This window comes from Pseudomonas sp. G3-19, assembly GCF_054855875.1.
This window is the reverse complement of sequence record NZ_JBMPIQ010000003.1, coordinates 818,161-832,665: the sequence shown is the minus strand read 5'-3', so window position 1 is coordinate 832,665 and position 14,505 is coordinate 818,161. Positions and strand designations below refer to the sequence as shown.

Annotated in this window: 14 protein-coding genes; 6 read left to right on the top strand and 8 right to left on the bottom strand. The window is 60.6% G+C overall.

Annotated features, from left to right (window positions below):
* Nucleotides 1–89: 89 nt before the first annotated feature.
* Nucleotides 90–1,586: a sensor domain-containing diguanylate cyclase gene (locus tag ACOYXI_RS03715; protein ID WP_098968397.1), complete on the bottom strand. Its 1,497-nt coding sequence runs from the start codon at nt 1,584–1,586 to the stop codon at nt 90–92.
* 439 nt (nt 1,587–2,025) lie between these two features.
* Between ACOYXI_RS03715 and ACOYXI_RS03710 the strand changes: the two genes are divergently transcribed.
* Both ACOYXI_RS03710 and ACOYXI_RS03705 read left to right on the top strand, forming a co-directional pair.
* Nucleotides 2,026–2,721 carry an SDR family NAD(P)-dependent oxidoreductase gene (locus tag ACOYXI_RS03710; protein WP_027613831.1) on the top strand — a complete coding sequence of 232 codons (696 nt, stop codon included), beginning with the start codon at nt 2,026–2,028 and terminating at the stop codon, nt 2,719–2,721.
* A 90-nt stretch (nt 2,722–2,811) separates the two neighbouring features.
* Nucleotides 2,812–3,831 carry an AraC family transcriptional regulator gene (locus ACOYXI_RS03705; protein WP_134786192.1) on the top strand — a complete coding sequence of 340 codons (1,020 nt, stop codon included), beginning with the start codon at nt 2,812–2,814 and terminating at the stop codon, nt 3,829–3,831.
* 234 nt (nt 3,832–4,065) lie between these two features.
* On the opposite strand, the gene ACOYXI_RS03700 is transcribed toward ACOYXI_RS03705, so the two are convergent.
* From ACOYXI_RS03700 to ACOYXI_RS03680, 5 genes are read right to left on the bottom strand one after another with little or no spacing between them, the layout of a single operon-like run.
* Nucleotides 4,066–5,088 carry a GlxA family transcriptional regulator gene (locus tag ACOYXI_RS03700; RefSeq protein ID WP_135295611.1) on the bottom strand — a complete coding sequence of 341 codons (1,023 nt, stop codon included), beginning with the start codon at nt 5,086–5,088 and terminating at the stop codon, nt 4,066–4,068.
* A gap of 50 nt (nt 5,089–5,138) precedes the next feature.
* Nucleotides 5,139–6,260 carry an agmatine deiminase family protein gene (locus tag ACOYXI_RS03695; RefSeq protein ID WP_461674335.1) on the bottom strand — a complete coding sequence of 374 codons (1,122 nt, stop codon included), beginning with the start codon at nt 6,258–6,260 and terminating at the stop codon, nt 5,139–5,141.
* 47 nt (nt 6,261–6,307) lie between these two features.
* Entirely contained in the window at nt 6,308–7,411 is a 1,104-nt protein-coding gene (locus ACOYXI_RS03690) for an extracellular solute-binding protein (RefSeq protein ID WP_461674334.1), read from the bottom strand.
* A 1-nt stretch (nt 7,412) separates the two neighbouring features.
* Complete coding sequence (gene aguB, locus ACOYXI_RS03685; RefSeq protein WP_210559185.1) at nt 7,413–8,321, bottom strand: N-carbamoylputrescine amidase; 909 nt, start codon at nt 8,319–8,321, stop codon at nt 7,413–7,415.
* Nucleotides 8,322–8,324: 3 nt separating this feature from the next.
* Nucleotides 8,325–9,377, bottom strand: coding sequence for an agmatine deiminase family protein (locus ACOYXI_RS03680; protein ID WP_461674333.1), 1,053 nt, complete (start codon nt 9,375–9,377; stop codon nt 8,325–8,327).
* Between the two features lie 135 nt (nt 9,378–9,512).
* Between ACOYXI_RS03680 and ACOYXI_RS03675 the strand changes: the two genes are divergently transcribed.
* A complete protein-coding gene (locus ACOYXI_RS03675) occupies nt 9,513–10,400 on the top strand; it encodes a LysR substrate-binding domain-containing protein (RefSeq protein ID WP_098968390.1) in 888 nt (295 codons plus the stop codon).
* On the opposite strand, the gene ACOYXI_RS03670 is transcribed toward ACOYXI_RS03675, so the two are convergent.
* Both ACOYXI_RS03670 and ACOYXI_RS03665 read right to left on the bottom strand, forming a co-directional pair.
* Nucleotides 10,382–11,542: a radical SAM protein gene (locus tag ACOYXI_RS03670; RefSeq protein WP_098968389.1), complete on the bottom strand. Its 1,161-nt coding sequence runs from the start codon at nt 11,540–11,542 to the stop codon at nt 10,382–10,384. The two genes, ACOYXI_RS03675 and ACOYXI_RS03670, sit on opposite strands and share 19 nt — an antisense overlap.
* Before the next feature lie 74 nt (nt 11,543–11,616).
* Nucleotides 11,617–12,561: a LysR family transcriptional regulator gene (locus tag ACOYXI_RS03665; RefSeq protein WP_461674332.1), complete on the bottom strand. Its 945-nt coding sequence runs from the start codon at nt 12,559–12,561 to the stop codon at nt 11,617–11,619.
* Nucleotides 12,562–12,683: 122 nt separating this feature from the next.
* On the opposite strand from ACOYXI_RS03665, the gene ACOYXI_RS03660 reads away from it, so the two are divergent.
* From ACOYXI_RS03660 to ACOYXI_RS03650, 3 genes are all read left to right on the top strand, one after another.
* Complete coding sequence (locus ACOYXI_RS03660; protein WP_461674331.1) at nt 12,684–13,082, top strand: RidA family protein; 399 nt, start codon at nt 12,684–12,686, stop codon at nt 13,080–13,082.
* Between the two features lie 75 nt (nt 13,083–13,157).
* A complete protein-coding gene (locus ACOYXI_RS03655; protein WP_461674330.1) occupies nt 13,158–13,715 on the top strand; it encodes a helix-turn-helix domain-containing protein in 558 nt (185 codons plus the stop codon).
* Nucleotides 13,716–13,792: 77 nt separating this feature from the next.
* On the top strand, nt 13,793–14,383 hold the full coding sequence (locus ACOYXI_RS03650; protein ID WP_095135366.1) for an HD domain-containing protein: 591 nt from the start codon (nt 13,793–13,795) through the stop codon (nt 14,381–14,383).
* The last annotated feature ends 122 nt before the right edge of the window (nt 14,384–14,505 follow it).

Here is a 14,505-nt window from a genome sequence, read left to right as displayed (position 1 = left end):
TGGGTGTCTGCCATCAAAAGACACCCAGCGGGTTCCCGCCCGGCATGAAAGTCAGCCTGACGGCGATCTATCGGATTAACGCCCACCGATCACTTCACAAACCGGTTACGCCCCAGCGTCTTGGCGTTATACAGCGCCTGATCGGCGACCTCGATCAACCCTTGCAAGGATTGCAGTTGCGCCCCCGAGGCCGTAGCGATGCCGATACTCACACTCAGCCGGCCGAATGGGCTGGACGGGTGTGCGATGTTCGCTTGCTCCAAGCGTTCGAGGATCAACTGCGCGACCACTGCAGCACCGTCACTGTCGGTGGCCGGCATGATCACGCTCAGCTCCTCGCCGCCGTAACGCGCTACCAGATCCGACGGGCGCCGCACACAACCTTCGAGGATTGTGCCGACCTTCTGCAGGCAGGCATCGCCGGCGACATGCCCGAACGAGTCGTTGAACAGCTTGAAGTAATCGATATCGATCATCAGCAACGCCAGCGTCGTGCCGTCACGTTGTGCGCGCCGGGCTTCCATGGCGAGGCTCTCATCGAAGCAGCGCCGGTTGGCCAGACCGGTCAAGGCGTCCTTCATCGCCAGTAACTCAAGCTGACGATTGGAGGAAAGCAACTGCTGCTGCGTCCCGCGCAATTGATCTTCAGCCCTGGTACGCCTGCGAATATCGAGAATCAGAAACCAGCCGATGAGCCCGGTAAGCCCCAGCAGCCCCGTGACCACCACTGCCGACAGCCAGGCTTCCATGCGCCACGCAGCAAGGGCTTCGCGTTTGCCGAGGGCGACGGTGGTGATCAGCGGCAGCCGGTCACTCTTGCGGAAAGCGTAGAGCCGCTCGACGCCATCGAGGCTGGAGGTAAACGACGCGGTACCGACGGATCGATCGACCAGATACTTCGCATAGATGGGCGACTTGGAAAAATTGCGGCCCATGTCCTGCTCACGGAAGGGATAGCGCACCAGCAACGTGCCGTCGGTGTAGGACAAGCCGATGGCCCCCTCCTGCCCGACGTCGATCTTGCCGAACAGGCGCAGGAAGTTTTCGATTCCCAGGGTCACCGCCACCACACCGGCAAACTCGCCGTGCGCGTCATTGAAACGGCGACTGACGGTGATCACCCACTCCTGATTGGAGCGGCTCTGGATCGGCGGACCGATAAAGGTCTCGCGGCTCGGGTCGTCACGATGATGGGTGAAGTAGACGCGATCACTGCTGTTGGCCCCGGCCGGGATCGGTCGGTTGGACGACATCAGCCAACGGCCCTGATTGTCGTAGATGGTGATGCCGCTGAGCTGCGGCATCAGCGGTTCCTGGCGATTGACCAGTGCGCTCAGACGCTGGATCTGCGCGGGGCCACTGCCTTCGGTTTCCAGACGTTCGACGATCCCGAGCAACAGCAACGAACTCTGGCGAACGATCCCTTCGGAATAAGTCGCCAGCGCCTGGGTCAGGTTCAAGCCATGAACGTTGACTTCCTCCAGTGCGCGCTCTCGAGAGGCCAGCACTTTCCACACCGTCAGTGACCCGAGGGAACAACCGATCACCAACAACAAAAGCACAACCAGGCGGGTATCACGCTTCACATTACTACCTTTGGGAAAGTCCGGTTTCCGTTCCTGCGGCGGGTCGACCGACTCGATGACTGCAGCCGCGTGTCCTTGTCGCGCGCAAGGATACAAGCAGCACTGGCTTGCTGCAGCAACAGATTATGTCGCGCAAAAAAGACATACTTCCGATTTGCGCTGCGTCGTCCGGAAAAAGCGTGCTAAAGACTTCAGGACAGGCTTTGCGCTTGGCGAAACAGCGACAAGAATGCCAGACCAAACCATCGCCAGGCTTTCAGAATCCGCTTGGCGCCACACGCCTGAAGCCAACTTTCTGACGCCTGTTTCACGACCCTTTCGTGATGTGTTGCCAAGCATAAAATTTTGGCACTTTTGCACAACAAGTTGACATCCAAAAGCATGCCACGGGCCACCGATATCATTAGAGTATGCGCCCTTAAAAAGGAAAGGACTCTTGATGACTCAGTCACTCTCACGGCGCGTTGTGGCGATTACCGGCGCCCTGGGGAATCTCGGCGAGACCCTGGCGGACATGGCCGCAGCCCAGGGCGCGGATCTGGTGCTGATCGATCAGGCGACGATGGCGATGCCCAGTTCCCACAATCGACTGGTCCTGTCCGGCATCGATCTGACCTCCCTTGCCGATTGCCAGGCAGTCGCCCACCAGATCAATCGCTATTTCGGACGCCTCGACGCCCTGGTCAACGGCGCCGGAGGCTATGCGTGGGAGCCGTTGCTGGGCAGTGCGATAGAGGCCTGGGATCGGCTCTACTCGCTGAACCTTCGAACCGCATTGAACGCCAGCAAAGCCTTGCTGCCATTGCTGCTGCAATCCTCGGCGGGACGCATCGTCAATATCGGATCGAGCATGGCGGCGAAGGCCGGGCTGGGCATGGGCGCTTACGCCGCTTCGAAATCCAGCGTTTTGCGCCTGACCGAAAGCCTCGCCGAAGAACTCAAGGACATGAGCATCACGGTCAATGCCGTGTTACCGAGCGTGCTCGACACCCCGCAAAACCGTGAAGCCATGCCCGACGCCGAGCATCAGCGCTGGGTGACGCCCGCTCAACTGGCGGCGGTCATTCTGTTTCTGATCTCGGAACAAGCGTCGGCCGTCACTGGCACCGGTATTCCGGTGATCGGGCGCATGTAGGGTCTATTGACGCCGCGCGCCTTGGCGACGTCGCTTTCTTCACCTTTCGGAAAAGCAAGATCACCGGATTACCGGACTTCCCCTCCCCCCATGCGACCCGCCACTTCCAGCGCTGCCTTCGTTAACCACGTCCTTGATGTCGCCGAACAATACGGCTGCGATGGCGACTGGCTGTTGCAGCAGACCGGACTCTCACGCGAGCAGTTGTCTGACTCGATCGTGCGCATCCCCATGCGCCAACTGCGTGCCTTGCTGGAACTGGCGGCGCTCAGCAGCAACCTGCCGCATTTCGGCCTGTTGGTCGGCGCCGCCGTGCGCCCGGGCACCTATGGCGTGCTGGGTTATGTGCTGATGACCAGCGCGACACTGGGCGAGTCGCTGAACATGATTCTGCGTTTCGGCAAGATCGTTTACGACAGTCCGTCCAGCCAGACCCGAATCGTCATCGGCGACGGCCGCGTGACTCTCGAAGATCAACGCATCAGTGAGCTGGAGCCTTACTGCGCCCTGCATCAGGAAGCGCTGATGGTCGGCTGGGCAGCGTTCGGCCGCTGGTTGATCGCGAGTCATCAGCCGATGCTGGAAGTCCGGATGATGCATTCGGCGGTGGGCGAACCGGCGCTGTATGAACACTTCTTTGGCTGTCCGGTGCAGTTCGAGGCCGGTTGCAATGCACTGGTGTTTGCCGAGTCGACGCTCTCGACGCGGATCCAGGGCGCCGACCCGCGCATGCATCGCAGCATGCTGCTGGAGGCGGACTGGCAGTTGTGCCTGTCGTATCCGGCGTTTTCGGTCACAGATCGATTGCGCGCGCTGCTCACCGAGCAATTGCCGACCGGTGATTTCAGCCTGAAAAGCCTGGCCCGACAATTGGCGATTTCGCCGCGCACCTTGCAGCGCAAACTGGCCGCCGAAGGGGAAAACTTCAATCAGGTGCTGGAAACCATGCGCATGGAACTGGCCGACCATTACCTGCGCCGCACCGAGACCAGCATCATGAACATCGCCCTGATGCTGGGTTACTCGCAGGCCAGTTCTTTCAGCCATTCCTTCCGTCAGGCCCGCGGGATTTCGCCGGTGGATTACCGCAAGTTGCTGCGCGCCCGATGAAGCGTCACTGGCCTATAGCTTGATTGGCCTGCGCTAAACCAGTGGACCTGACACCACTCGATTAAAACCGTGGGAGCGGGCTTGCTCGCGAAGAGGCCGTGTCAGCCAATTCATATGCTGACTGACACACCGCCTTCGCGAGCAAGCCCGCTCCCACATTAGTCTGTGCTAAGCCAGTGGTTCTGACACCAACCACAGGGGTCGGTCTGTAGCTGGCAGTAGAAACAGCGCGGGTTATTTGACCAGGCGTTTTTCCCTGGACGGGCGATAACCGAAAAACGCGCTGTAGCACTTGCTGAAATGGCTCGGCGAAACGAAACCGCAGGCCACCAGCACTTCCATCTGCGACAGCTCGGTGTGTTGCAGCAGGCGCCGGGCTTCGGTGATGCGCAATTCCAGATAATAGCGCTGCGGTGTGGTGCCGAGTTGCTCCTTGAACAAACGCTCCAGCTGCCGCCGCGAGCGACCGGCATACACTGCCAGTTGCTCCAGCTCCAGCGGCTCCTCGAGGTTGGCGTCCATCAGTTTGACCACCTCGCGCAACGGCGCGCTGACGCAGAGGTTTTCATCCGGTTTGATCCGCCGGTACCGCGACTCCTCGAACGCCAGAATGTCCTCGATGCCTTCGACCAGCGCCTTGCCGTGCAGGCTCTTGATCCAGTCCAGCGCCATATGGAAAGCCCCGGACGGGCTCGATGCCGTGAGCCGGTCGCGATCGATCACATAAGGTTCGCTGCTGACCTGAGTGGCTTTGGCAATTTCCGTGAGTGCGGGACGGTGTTCCGGGTGGATCGCGCAACGATAACCATCGAGCAGCCCGGCGCGGCCGAGAAACCACGCACCGTTCCACAAACCAGCCAGACTGACCCCACGCTCCGCCGCCGAGCGCAGCAGGCTGTTCAACTCCTCGCTGGCCTTCAGCTCAGTGCGGTAGCCGCCGCACACCACCAGCACGTCCAGATCCGCAAGGCTGGCGGCGTCAATCCGCGCATCCGGGCGAATCACCAGCCCCAGATCGCTGATCACTTCACCCTCGCCCAGCCCGAACGTGCGCGAGCTGAACAGTCCGGCGCGCAACAGGTTGGCGGTGATAATGGTGTCCAGCGCCTGGGTGAAGGCCGGCAGTGAGAAGTGCTCCAGCAACAGGAAACCGGTGCGGGTGATGCGGGTCTCGGCGGCTTGCTCATTCAGATAGCGGAGGTTTTTACCCTTCATGCCTCCGCTGAATTGACGTCGTTCGATCAAGGTCTGGCCCATCGGTCATGTTGTTATGCGCCGATAGTTGGCTTGATGGGCCAAAGAGTCAATCACGCTTGCGGCTGATGACTGGTCACGCAGTGAATCCCGCCGCCACCGGCAGCAATCGCATCGATGTTCAGCAACTCGACTTTGCGCTGCGGGTACAGCTTCAATAACAGGTCATAAGCCTTTTTATCGGCCTCCTTGTCACCGAATTCCGGGGCGATGATCGCGCCGTTGATCACGAAGTAGTTGATGTAACACGCAGCGAAATCCGGGTTGTTCTGGTTGAACTTGCTCTGGCGCGGCTTGAGCGGCGGCGAAATCGTGTGGATCTGCAGTTTGCGACCATCAGCGTCGGTGGCTTTCCTGAGAATCTCCAGGTGCGCCAGCGTGACCTGGTGATCGTAGGATTCAGGGTCGCTGTCGAGGTTGGCGATCACCACACCGGGCTTGATGAACCGTGCATAGAAATCGACGTGGGCGTCGGTGATGTCCTTGCCCTTGATCCCCGGCAGCCAGATGATTTTGCGCAGGCCCAGACGTTCCTTCAATTCAGCCTCGACATCGGCCTTGCTCCAGCCGGGATTGCGGTTGCTGTTGATCCAGCTGCTTTCGGTCATGATCCCGGTACCGTGGCCGTCGACCTCGATACCACCGCCCTCGCCCACCAGTTCACTGCGCAGGTAGGTCGCCTGTGCATCGGCGGCCACTCGCGCAGCGATTTTCGCATCCTTGCTGTGCCGCTGCTTGTTGCCCCAACCGTTGAAATTGAAGTCCACCGCGCCAAGCCCGCCTTTGTCATCGATGACAAAATTGGCGCCGATATCTCGCATCCAGATGTCGTCGAGCGCGGCGGTCACGTAGGTGACGTTGCGGGTGCCGCAATACTCTTCGGCGAGGCTGCGTTCGCCACTGCGACACAACACCGTGACCGGCTCATAACGGGCAATGGTGCGGGCGATGCGGCCCAGCGCAGCCTGCACATCGGCGGTGAAATCTTCCCAGATCGCATCCTGTGCGCCGAAAGCAATGAAGGCGCGTTCGTGCCTGTCACCCTCGTCGGGCATGAACCAATCTCCCGTGCTGGCCGCCAGAAGTCTGCCGGGTGCCAGGCCCAGCCCCACGAACGCAGCACCGACACCTGCAGCGACCGATACCTGTTTGATGAATTCACGACGTGTCGACATCTCTGGTTTTCCTGAAAAGGGCCGGCGACCGGGCGCCGGCCGTTGAATCATGGGTGGGTGGCGGTTTTGAATTTGGTCCAGGTGCGCATCCGTGCGCGCATGTCGGCCTGGGGGATGTCCTTGCCCGGGATCAATCGAGCATAGGTCGCCTCGTCGAGGTAGATGTCCGGGTTATTGCGCATCGCGGCGTCGACGCTGTCCCGCGCCTTGGCGTTGGAAGTCGGGTAACCGGTGAAGTTACTGATCGCCGCCATGTTCTGCGGGCGCATCACGAAGTTGATGAACGCGTAGGCGTATTCCGGGTGTTTCGCATCGACAGGAATCGCCATGGTGTCCATCCACACAGTGGTGCCTTCGCGAGGGATGCGGTACTCGAACCGGGTGGTCTTGCCGGCACTGTCCGAGGTGCGTTGGGCCTGGGTCATATCGCCGCTGTAACCCAGCGACAGGCACAGGTTGCCGTTGACCAGATCGGTCACCGGTTGCGACTGAAACTTGCGCACGTACGGCCGCAGCTTCATCAGCAGCTCACTGGCCGCCGCCAGATCCGCCGGTTTCGCGCTGCGCGGATCGCGGCCCAGATAATTGAGCACGACTGCCAGCACTTCGTCTGGCGAGTCGATCAGCGAAATACCGCAATCGGCAAACTTCGCCGCCAACTCCGGTTTGAACAGCATGTCCAGGCTGTTGACCGGTGCGTCGGCCACGCGCTGCTGGATCTGCGCCGCGTTGTAGGTCAGGCCGATGGTGCCCCAGGTGTAGGGCACGGTGGCTTTGCTGGAGTGCTCGTAATGGCTGCGCAATTTCTGCAAGCCGGGTTCTATGTCGGCCAGCGCCGTCAGCTTCGATGGGGCCAGCGGCATCAGGCTGCCGGCGCGCATAAGGCGCTCGGCGACGGTGTCACCGGGGAAAATCAGGTCATAGCTGCTGCCACCTGAAAGCATCTTCGCTTCGAGGGTTTCGCTGCCGTCCATGACGTCGTAGATCACCTTGATCCCGGTTTCCGCGGTAAAGCGGCTCAGGGTGTCTTCGGCAAAGTAATCGGCCCAGTTGTACAGCCGCAGGGTTTTGTCCTCGGCATGCAGCGCCGGAATCACGCAGGTCAGCGCCAGGCCCAGAACGCCGAGCAGTCGTTTGTGATGCTTAGCCATATCAAACCCCTTGAGCGTTCCAGCGTGCATGAAGATTGCGACCATCCTGACTGAGCAGCGCGCCGTACATGTCCGGCCTGCGGTCGCGGTAGATGCCCCAGCTCAGGCGCTCTTCGCGCATCGCGTCGAGATCGAGGCCGTGCACCAGCACGCCCGTGCTGTCGCGGTCGGCTTCGGCCAGCAACTGGCCTTTGTGATCGCTGATGAACGACGAACCGTAGAAGCTCATCTGCAGCGACGGATCGGTGCTCGCCACTTCGCGCCCGACCCGGTTGGCCGCCACCACCGGCAGCAGATTAGCGGCGGCATGGCCGCGCATGGTCATCTGCCAGTGGTCGCGAGAATCCAGCGCCACGCAACCCGGCTCAGAGCCGATGGCCGTGGGAAACAGCAACACTTCAGCGCCCATCAACGCCAGACAACGCGCGGTCTCGGGAAACCACTGATCCCAGCAGATACCCACGCCGAGGCGACCGAACGCGGTTTCCCAGACTTTGAAGCCGCTATCGCCGGGGCTGAAATATTCCTTCTCCTGATAGCCGATGGCGTTGGGGATGTGGGTTTTGCGGTACACCCCCGACAGGCGCCCGTCGGCATCGGCTACGGTGAGCGAATTGAAATACGCATTGCCGGCCTGCTCGAACCAGCTCAGCGGCAGCACCACGCCCAGCTCTTTGGCCAGCGCGGCGAAACGCTGCAGCACGCGGCTGTCGCGATACTCCTCGGCCAGCGCCAGATGTTTGTGGCTCTGTTCGATGCAGAAATATGGCGTGGCGAACAGCTCCTGCAACAGGATCACCTGCGCGCCCTTCGCGGCCGCGTCGCGGACCAGTTGCTCGGCCTGATCGAGGTTGCGCGGCAGATCCCAGGTGCACGGCATCTGGGTGGTGGCGATGGTCAGATGGCTCATCGCTCAACCCTCCACTGGCCAGGCCGGTTGCTGCTGGGTGATGCAATGCACCCCTCCGCCGCCATGGGCCAGATGATTGATGCGCACCGGCACCACTTCGCGTCCGGGGAACGCCTGCGCCAGCACTTTGGCCGCCACCTCGTCGGCCTCGATGCCGTAGGCCGGCATGATGATCGCGCCGTTGGCGATGTAGAAATTGGTGTACGAGGCGCAGAACACTTCGGCGTCGCTGTCCACCGCTTCGCTGGCTTCGAACAGTTCGATCAACTCGAACCGGCGGCCTTGGGCGTCGGTCGCCAACTCCAGCGCACGACGGTTTTCGCGGACCACTTCGGCGTACACCGAGCTTTGGTCGTGGGTCGCATCCACCAGCAACACGCCGGGACGGGCGAAGGCGCAGACGCCATCAACGTGACCGTCAGTCATGTCGCCGGTGACGTAGTCCGGGTCGCCCGGCAGCCAGATGGTTTTCTTCACGCCGAGCAAACGGCTGAAAATCTCCTCCATTTCGGCCTTGCCAATGCCCGGGTTGCGATTGGGGTTGAGCAGCACCGACTCGGTGGTGATCAGCGTGCCCTCGCCGTCGACATGAATCGCCCCGCCCTCGTTGCTCAACGGCGTGCCGAAGCATTCCAGCCCCAGATGATTGAGTGCGCGCCGCGCCAGGCTTTCGTCCAGCTCATGCGCCGACTTGCCGCCCCAGGCATTGAAGCGCCAGCTGACACCGGCCAGCCCTTGTTGTGGGTGGCAGACGAAGCTTGGGCCAGAGTCGCGGCACCAGCTGTCGTTGACCGCCAGCGGGATCAGCTCGATGTTCGGCCCGCACAGGGCTTTGGCGCTCGCTAGCGCCGAAGGGTCCACGACCATTTTCACCGGTTCGAAGCGCGCGATGGCGTTGGCGACCCGGGCGAAATCCTCTTGCACCTGCGGCAATGTCACGCGCCAGCCTGACTCCCACAGCGCCTTGTTGTGCGGCCAGACCATCCAGGTCGCGGCATGCGTCACCCATTCAGCAGGCATCATCCAAGCGTTGTTGTTATTCTCGTTGCGCGGCATGACAAGCACCTCTCGATTAAGCCATTGTGTTCAATGGATATTGCCGTGATTTGGCTTGAGGTGAATGCTACGGAGCTAAAACCGCACCAACAAACGATGGATTTAGCGCACAACTGATTAGAGGAACTTATCGATATGCTCAAGCACTGGCCGCCGCTCAGCTCCCTGCGCGGCTTCGAAGCGGCTGCGCGCCTCGGCAGTTTTCACAAGGCGGCCGATGAGTTGAGCCTTACTCAATCGGCGATCAGCCAGCAGATTCGCAGCCTCGAAGCGTACCTCGAACAGCCGCTGTTCTTTCGCAACGGTCGCAGTGTCGCGCTGACCGATGCCGGCCACGATCTGCTCAGCACCACCCAGGCGATGCTGCAGCAACTGGCGGTCGGCATCCGGCGTCTGGGGCAATATCAGAAGCCCAATCAACTGGTGCTCAACACCACGCCGGCGTTTGCCCGGCACTGGTTGCTGCCGCGTCTGGCGGATTTTCGGCGCCAGCATCCGCAAGTCGATTTGTGGATTTTCAGCACCGATGAAGTACCGGACATGGCCACGCAAACCATCGACCTGGCGGTGCGCGACGACATCAGCTCCCAGGCTGAATGCAGCTTCAAGGTGCTGCATGCCGACCGCCTGTTTCCGGCGTGTCATCCCAGCGTTTTGGCGCAGCCCGCCGCGCAGCGCACCACCCTGCACGGTGAGCGGGAAATGGACTGGAGCCACTGGGCGGTGGAGGCCGGCGTCGATGTCGGGCAACAGGATCAGGGGCTGAATTTTTCCGATCCGGGCTTGTTGCTCGATGCCGCTGCGGCAGGGCTGGGGATTGCGCTGGTCAGTCAGTTGCTCAGCCATCAGGCGCAGGAAAACGGGCGGTTGCAGCCCTTGGTGGAGCAAACCATTCGTGGCCCGAACTGGGCGCTGCTGACCCATCGCGACAGCGAGAATGACCCGATGGCGCGATGCTTCAGTGAATGGCTTTCAAGCCAACTGGCGGGACCTGATCCGCACGATCAGACGACCGTGAGATAACCCGCACCGAGCCGGCCTTCCAGACGACCGAACAGCACGTAATGCTGATAACCGCTGGTGAACGCACCCGTGGAAATCGCGTTTTTGACGTCCTGATTCATATGCAGGTATTGCGCTTCGTCGAAGTTATCCGCACTGACTTCACCGGTTCGCCCAAGCTTTTCGCTTTCGACCGGCAGCCCCATGATCGTGCGCCGCTGGAAGTCGATAATGCGGTTGACGGCGTGACTTTCCAGCGGCCCCCGATTGGATTGGGTCGAGTAGATGTGCAAGCCGTTTTTTGCGCAGCGATTGCACATGTCGACGCAATTTTTCTGGGTGGACTTCAGGCCGGTCAATTGCGCCAGAGGCATGTCCAGATACTTGCCGACCTGGTATTCGGTCTGATTGAAAACGGAACAGCACAAAACGGTATTGCCGTTGCAGTCGAGCACCAGCCAGTCATCCTTGAGCGAGCACGCTTGCTTGGGATATTGACGGACCAGATTGACCAGATCGTCGAAGGGCGGCAGCGCCAGCCTTTTCAGGGTTTCATGATCGGTAGCCGTCACCGAAGGGTCGCGCTCGATCAGCGCCAGCGTTTTCTCCAGCGGCATCATCACTGAATACCCGGTGGAGAACTCGAAACCCAGACTCTGGCTGAATTCGCGCATCAGCCCTTCTTCTTCCATGTTGTCCAGATAACGGTGGTAGTAAACCTCGATGCGCGTACTCAAGCCATGTTGCTGCTTGAGTTCATGCAGTTTGATCATGTTGGCTTTGACCACTTCAATGTCGCCGCCCACGTGCCCCTGCCGGTAAGTCTCCTGGTAAAACCCGGACAACGAAATACGGAAGAACCACGGGTTGGCAAGCATGGCGGTTTCCATGTTCTTGGCCAGGTTCAAGTTGGAACTGATACCGCTCTGCAAACCGGCGGCATTGATGATCTCGACAAACTCACCGATTCGCGGGTGGATCAACGGCTCGGTCCAGTTGTACAGAAAGATCGTCTCGACCCCTTCGTTGCGGGCCTTCTCGACGATCTTGCGGAACATGTCGACTTGCATGGCTTTCTTGAAGTTGACGTTTTCCGAGTTGCCCATCGGGCACGAAGGGCAGCTTAAATTGCACGCGCCGACAATATCGATGTACATGTTCATGACGGGTGACGCTCCTTGAGTGAATAGCGGTGCATCCACAGCTGGCGACTGTCATGGTTGGCGTTATTCGTTAGTTATTTGACAGTCCCGGAGCGCGGCTCAGCAAGTTCCGGGCCATTACCATGGTGCGCCATCAACGCCACGATCCAATCGATAAATACCCTTAGCTTTTGGCTGATATGCCGGTTCGGCGGGTACGCCACGTAGAGCGGCATCGGCTCGAGTTGCCAGTCCTCGAACAGCGGCACCAACTCACCCCGAGTCTGATGCGCGTGCGACATGTACCTGGGCAACCACAGCACGCCCATGCCGGCCAGACCTGCCGCAAGGTAAGCGTTGCCGTCATCGACGGCGAGCACGTGGCGGCCCTTGATCTGCAGGTGTTCGCTGCCATTGTGCAAGGCGTAAGGCACGGGTTTGCCGGTGCGCGCCCAGAGAAAACCGACCACCCGATGATGCGAGTCCTCCAGCTCGCGTGGATGCTGCGGCGTGCCGGCGCGGGCCAGATAATCCGGCGCGGCGAAAACCCCGAGCTGAAGATCGGCCACCCGCCGCGCCATCAGTGACTGATCAAGCAATTCGCCGCCGCGCACCACGCAGTCAACGTTCTCATCGATGATGTCGACGATGCGGTCGCTGACACCCATGTCGATCTGAATGTCCGGATAACGCGCATGAAACTCAGGCAATGCTGGCACCAGAATCAGCCTCGCCAGCGGGCTCGGCACATCTACGCGCAAGCGTCCTCTGGGCAATGCCGACGCGCCGGACAGACCGGTTTCAGCGTCGTCCATATCGGCCAACAGCTTGATCACTCGCTCGTAGTAAATCGCGCCATCGGCAGTGACGTTGACCTTGCGTGTGGTGCGATTGAGCAACCTGACCCGCAGCCGGGCTTCCAGTTGCTGCACCAGTTGGGTCACGGTGGTCTTGCTCATGTGCAAGGTCTCGGCAGCCTTGGTGAAACTGCCCGCCTCGACCACCCGGGCGAACGCCTGCATTGCATCGAAACGGTCCACTTTGCACCCTCGGATTGTTTGGAATCTGCAAACAGTGAGCGCCAAGCTTGCGCGTTTATCGCCACTGCGCAAGTCCCTACAGTCACTCCTTCAACAACCACCAAACAATGATGGAGACACCCATGACCCAGCGCGACGTCGTGTTCCCGCCAGCCCGCCATGCGCTTTACGAGCGCCATCGTTATTCGCCAGCGATTCGTTCCAACGGTTTTCTGTTCGTCTCGGGGCAAGTCGGCAGCCGTGAAGACGGTTCGCCCGAACCGGATCTGCAGAACCAGGTGCGCCTGGCGTTCAATAACCTCAATGCGATTCTCGACGCCGCCGGTTGCAGCTTCGCCGATGCGGTGGACGTCACGGTGTTCATGATCGATCCACAATCGACCTTCGAAACCATCTGGGAAGTGGTACCGGAGTTCTGGGGCAGCGCACCGTATCCGACGATCACTGCGGTGGGCGTGACCTGGCTGGCCGGGTTTCAGTTCGAGATCAAGGTGATTGCCAAACTGCGCGAAACGGCCTGATCGTCCGGCGGATTTGCGCCGAGGGCCGGCCGCCTTCAGACTGTCCGGCCCGCTTGCCTTTGCTCGACAACCGCCATGTCAGACCTGTTATTGAAGCCCGCCCTGCCCGGTATCGCCCTGCGACGCTGGCGCCTGTTGCATCGCGTCAAACAGACTCACGCGGCGCTGTTGTTCAACGTCACCCAGTCGACCATTTCCCGCTGGGAAAGCGGTGTGCAGGCGATGGAACCTGCCGCGCAACTGCAACTGGAGCGTTTGCTGACTGCGCGCCTGGACAGCGCCGCCGATCAGGTATTGGCGCGTCTGATCGGGGAGAGTCAGCGGCCGATGCACCTGATCTGCGACCTCACCCATCGCCTGCTGGCCTGCTCTCCTGCGCGTGCTGCCGAGTTCACCCGACCCTTGAGTACGTTGCTGGGACAATCGCTGTGGCGCTTCGCAACGCCGGAAATTGTGCTCAGAGAGTCGGCCCTGGCAACCAGCGGTTGGCACGAAATTCAGGCGCCGCCAGCCGTGGAATTCAGCACCGGCAGCAATGCCTCCGACCTCGTGCCGATCCGCGCCGGCCGATGCCGCTGGACGCGCATTCCACTCTCCGACGGCAGCGCCGCGCGGCTGGTGGAAACCCTCTGAACGCATATTTTATGCGTGGACGCCAAGCCCCTGCGGTTCTAGGCTGAGCTTTTCGGCGTAATCAGCCAGGCAGACACATGAACCTCGAAATGATCAAAGGCCGCCTCGAATTTCTGCGCGAAGCAGAAAAACTCAAGGACGTGCTGCGCAGCGCGCACACCTCCAGCGGCCGCACCGAAAGCACCGCCGAACACAGCTGGCGCCTGTGCCTGATGGCGATTGTATTCGCCGATCAACTGGCCGGCCTCGACCTGCTCAAGGTCCTGAAGATGTGCGTGATTCACGATTTGGGCGAAGCCATCAATGGTGACATTCCAGCGGTCAATCAGGCCGCGTTCCCCGACAAGGGTGAACAGGAACGCAACGACCTTCTGCTGCTGACCGGTGCGCTCGATGAGGCGCTGCGCAGCGAAATTCTGGCGCTGTGGGACGACTACGAAAATGCTCAGTCCGCCGAAGCCAAAGCGGTCAAGGCACTGGATAAACTGGAGACGCTGCTGCAACACAACCAGGGGCTGAACCCGGCGGATTTCGATTACGGTTTCAATCTGGGCTACGGCAAGAAATACACCAGTGCCGACCCGGTCTTCGCCACCCTGCGTGAGCTGATCGACCAAGACACGCGACAGCGCATCAGCGACGGCCAAAACGGCAACGAGCGATCCTGAATCGGCCGATTCATCTCGGATCAATCCACTGGCAAGAAACGTGGAGCAAAACATCACCGAGCACCCGCGCTGGTCATTGACAGCGCGGCTGCGTATAACCTCGCCGTTTCGTCTAACCTGAT

What these genes read in the sequence shown, in the direction of transcription:
- ACOYXI_RS03710 (WP_027613831.1), top strand. Translation starts at nt 2,026, where the DNA reads ATGACTCAGTCACTCTCACGGCGCGTTGTGGCGATTACCGGCGCCCTG.
- ACOYXI_RS03705 (WP_134786192.1), top strand. Translation starts at nt 2,812, where the DNA reads ATGCGACCCGCCACTTCCAGCGCTGCCTTCGTTAACCACGTCCTTGAT.
- ACOYXI_RS03700 (WP_135295611.1), bottom strand. Translation starts at nt 5,088, where the DNA reads ATGGGCCAGACCTTGATCGAACGACGTCAATTCAGCGGAGGCATGAAG.
- ACOYXI_RS03695 (WP_461674335.1), bottom strand. Translation starts at nt 6,260, where the DNA reads ATGTCGACACGTCGTGAATTCATCAAACAGGTATCGGTCGCTGCAGGT.
- ACOYXI_RS03690 (WP_461674334.1), bottom strand. Translation starts at nt 7,411, where the DNA reads ATGGCTAAGCATCACAAACGACTGCTCGGCGTTCTGGGCCTGGCGCTG.
- aguB (WP_210559185.1), bottom strand. Translation starts at nt 8,321, where the DNA reads ATGAGCCATCTGACCATCGCCACCACCCAGATGCCGTGCACCTGGGAT.
- ACOYXI_RS03680 (WP_461674333.1), bottom strand. Translation starts at nt 9,377, where the DNA reads ATGCCGCGCAACGAGAATAACAACAACGCTTGGATGATGCCTGCTGAA.
- ACOYXI_RS03675 (WP_098968390.1), top strand. Translation starts at nt 9,513, where the DNA reads ATGCTCAAGCACTGGCCGCCGCTCAGCTCCCTGCGCGGCTTCGAAGCG.
- ACOYXI_RS03670 (WP_098968389.1), bottom strand. Translation starts at nt 11,542, where the DNA reads ATGAACATGTACATCGATATTGTCGGCGCGTGCAATTTAAGCTGCCCT.
- ACOYXI_RS03660 (WP_461674331.1), top strand. Translation starts at nt 12,684, where the DNA reads ATGACCCAGCGCGACGTCGTGTTCCCGCCAGCCCGCCATGCGCTTTAC.
- ACOYXI_RS03655 (WP_461674330.1), top strand. Translation starts at nt 13,158, where the DNA reads ATGTCAGACCTGTTATTGAAGCCCGCCCTGCCCGGTATCGCCCTGCGA.
- ACOYXI_RS03650 (WP_095135366.1), top strand. Translation starts at nt 13,793, where the DNA reads ATGAACCTCGAAATGATCAAAGGCCGCCTCGAATTTCTGCGCGAAGCA.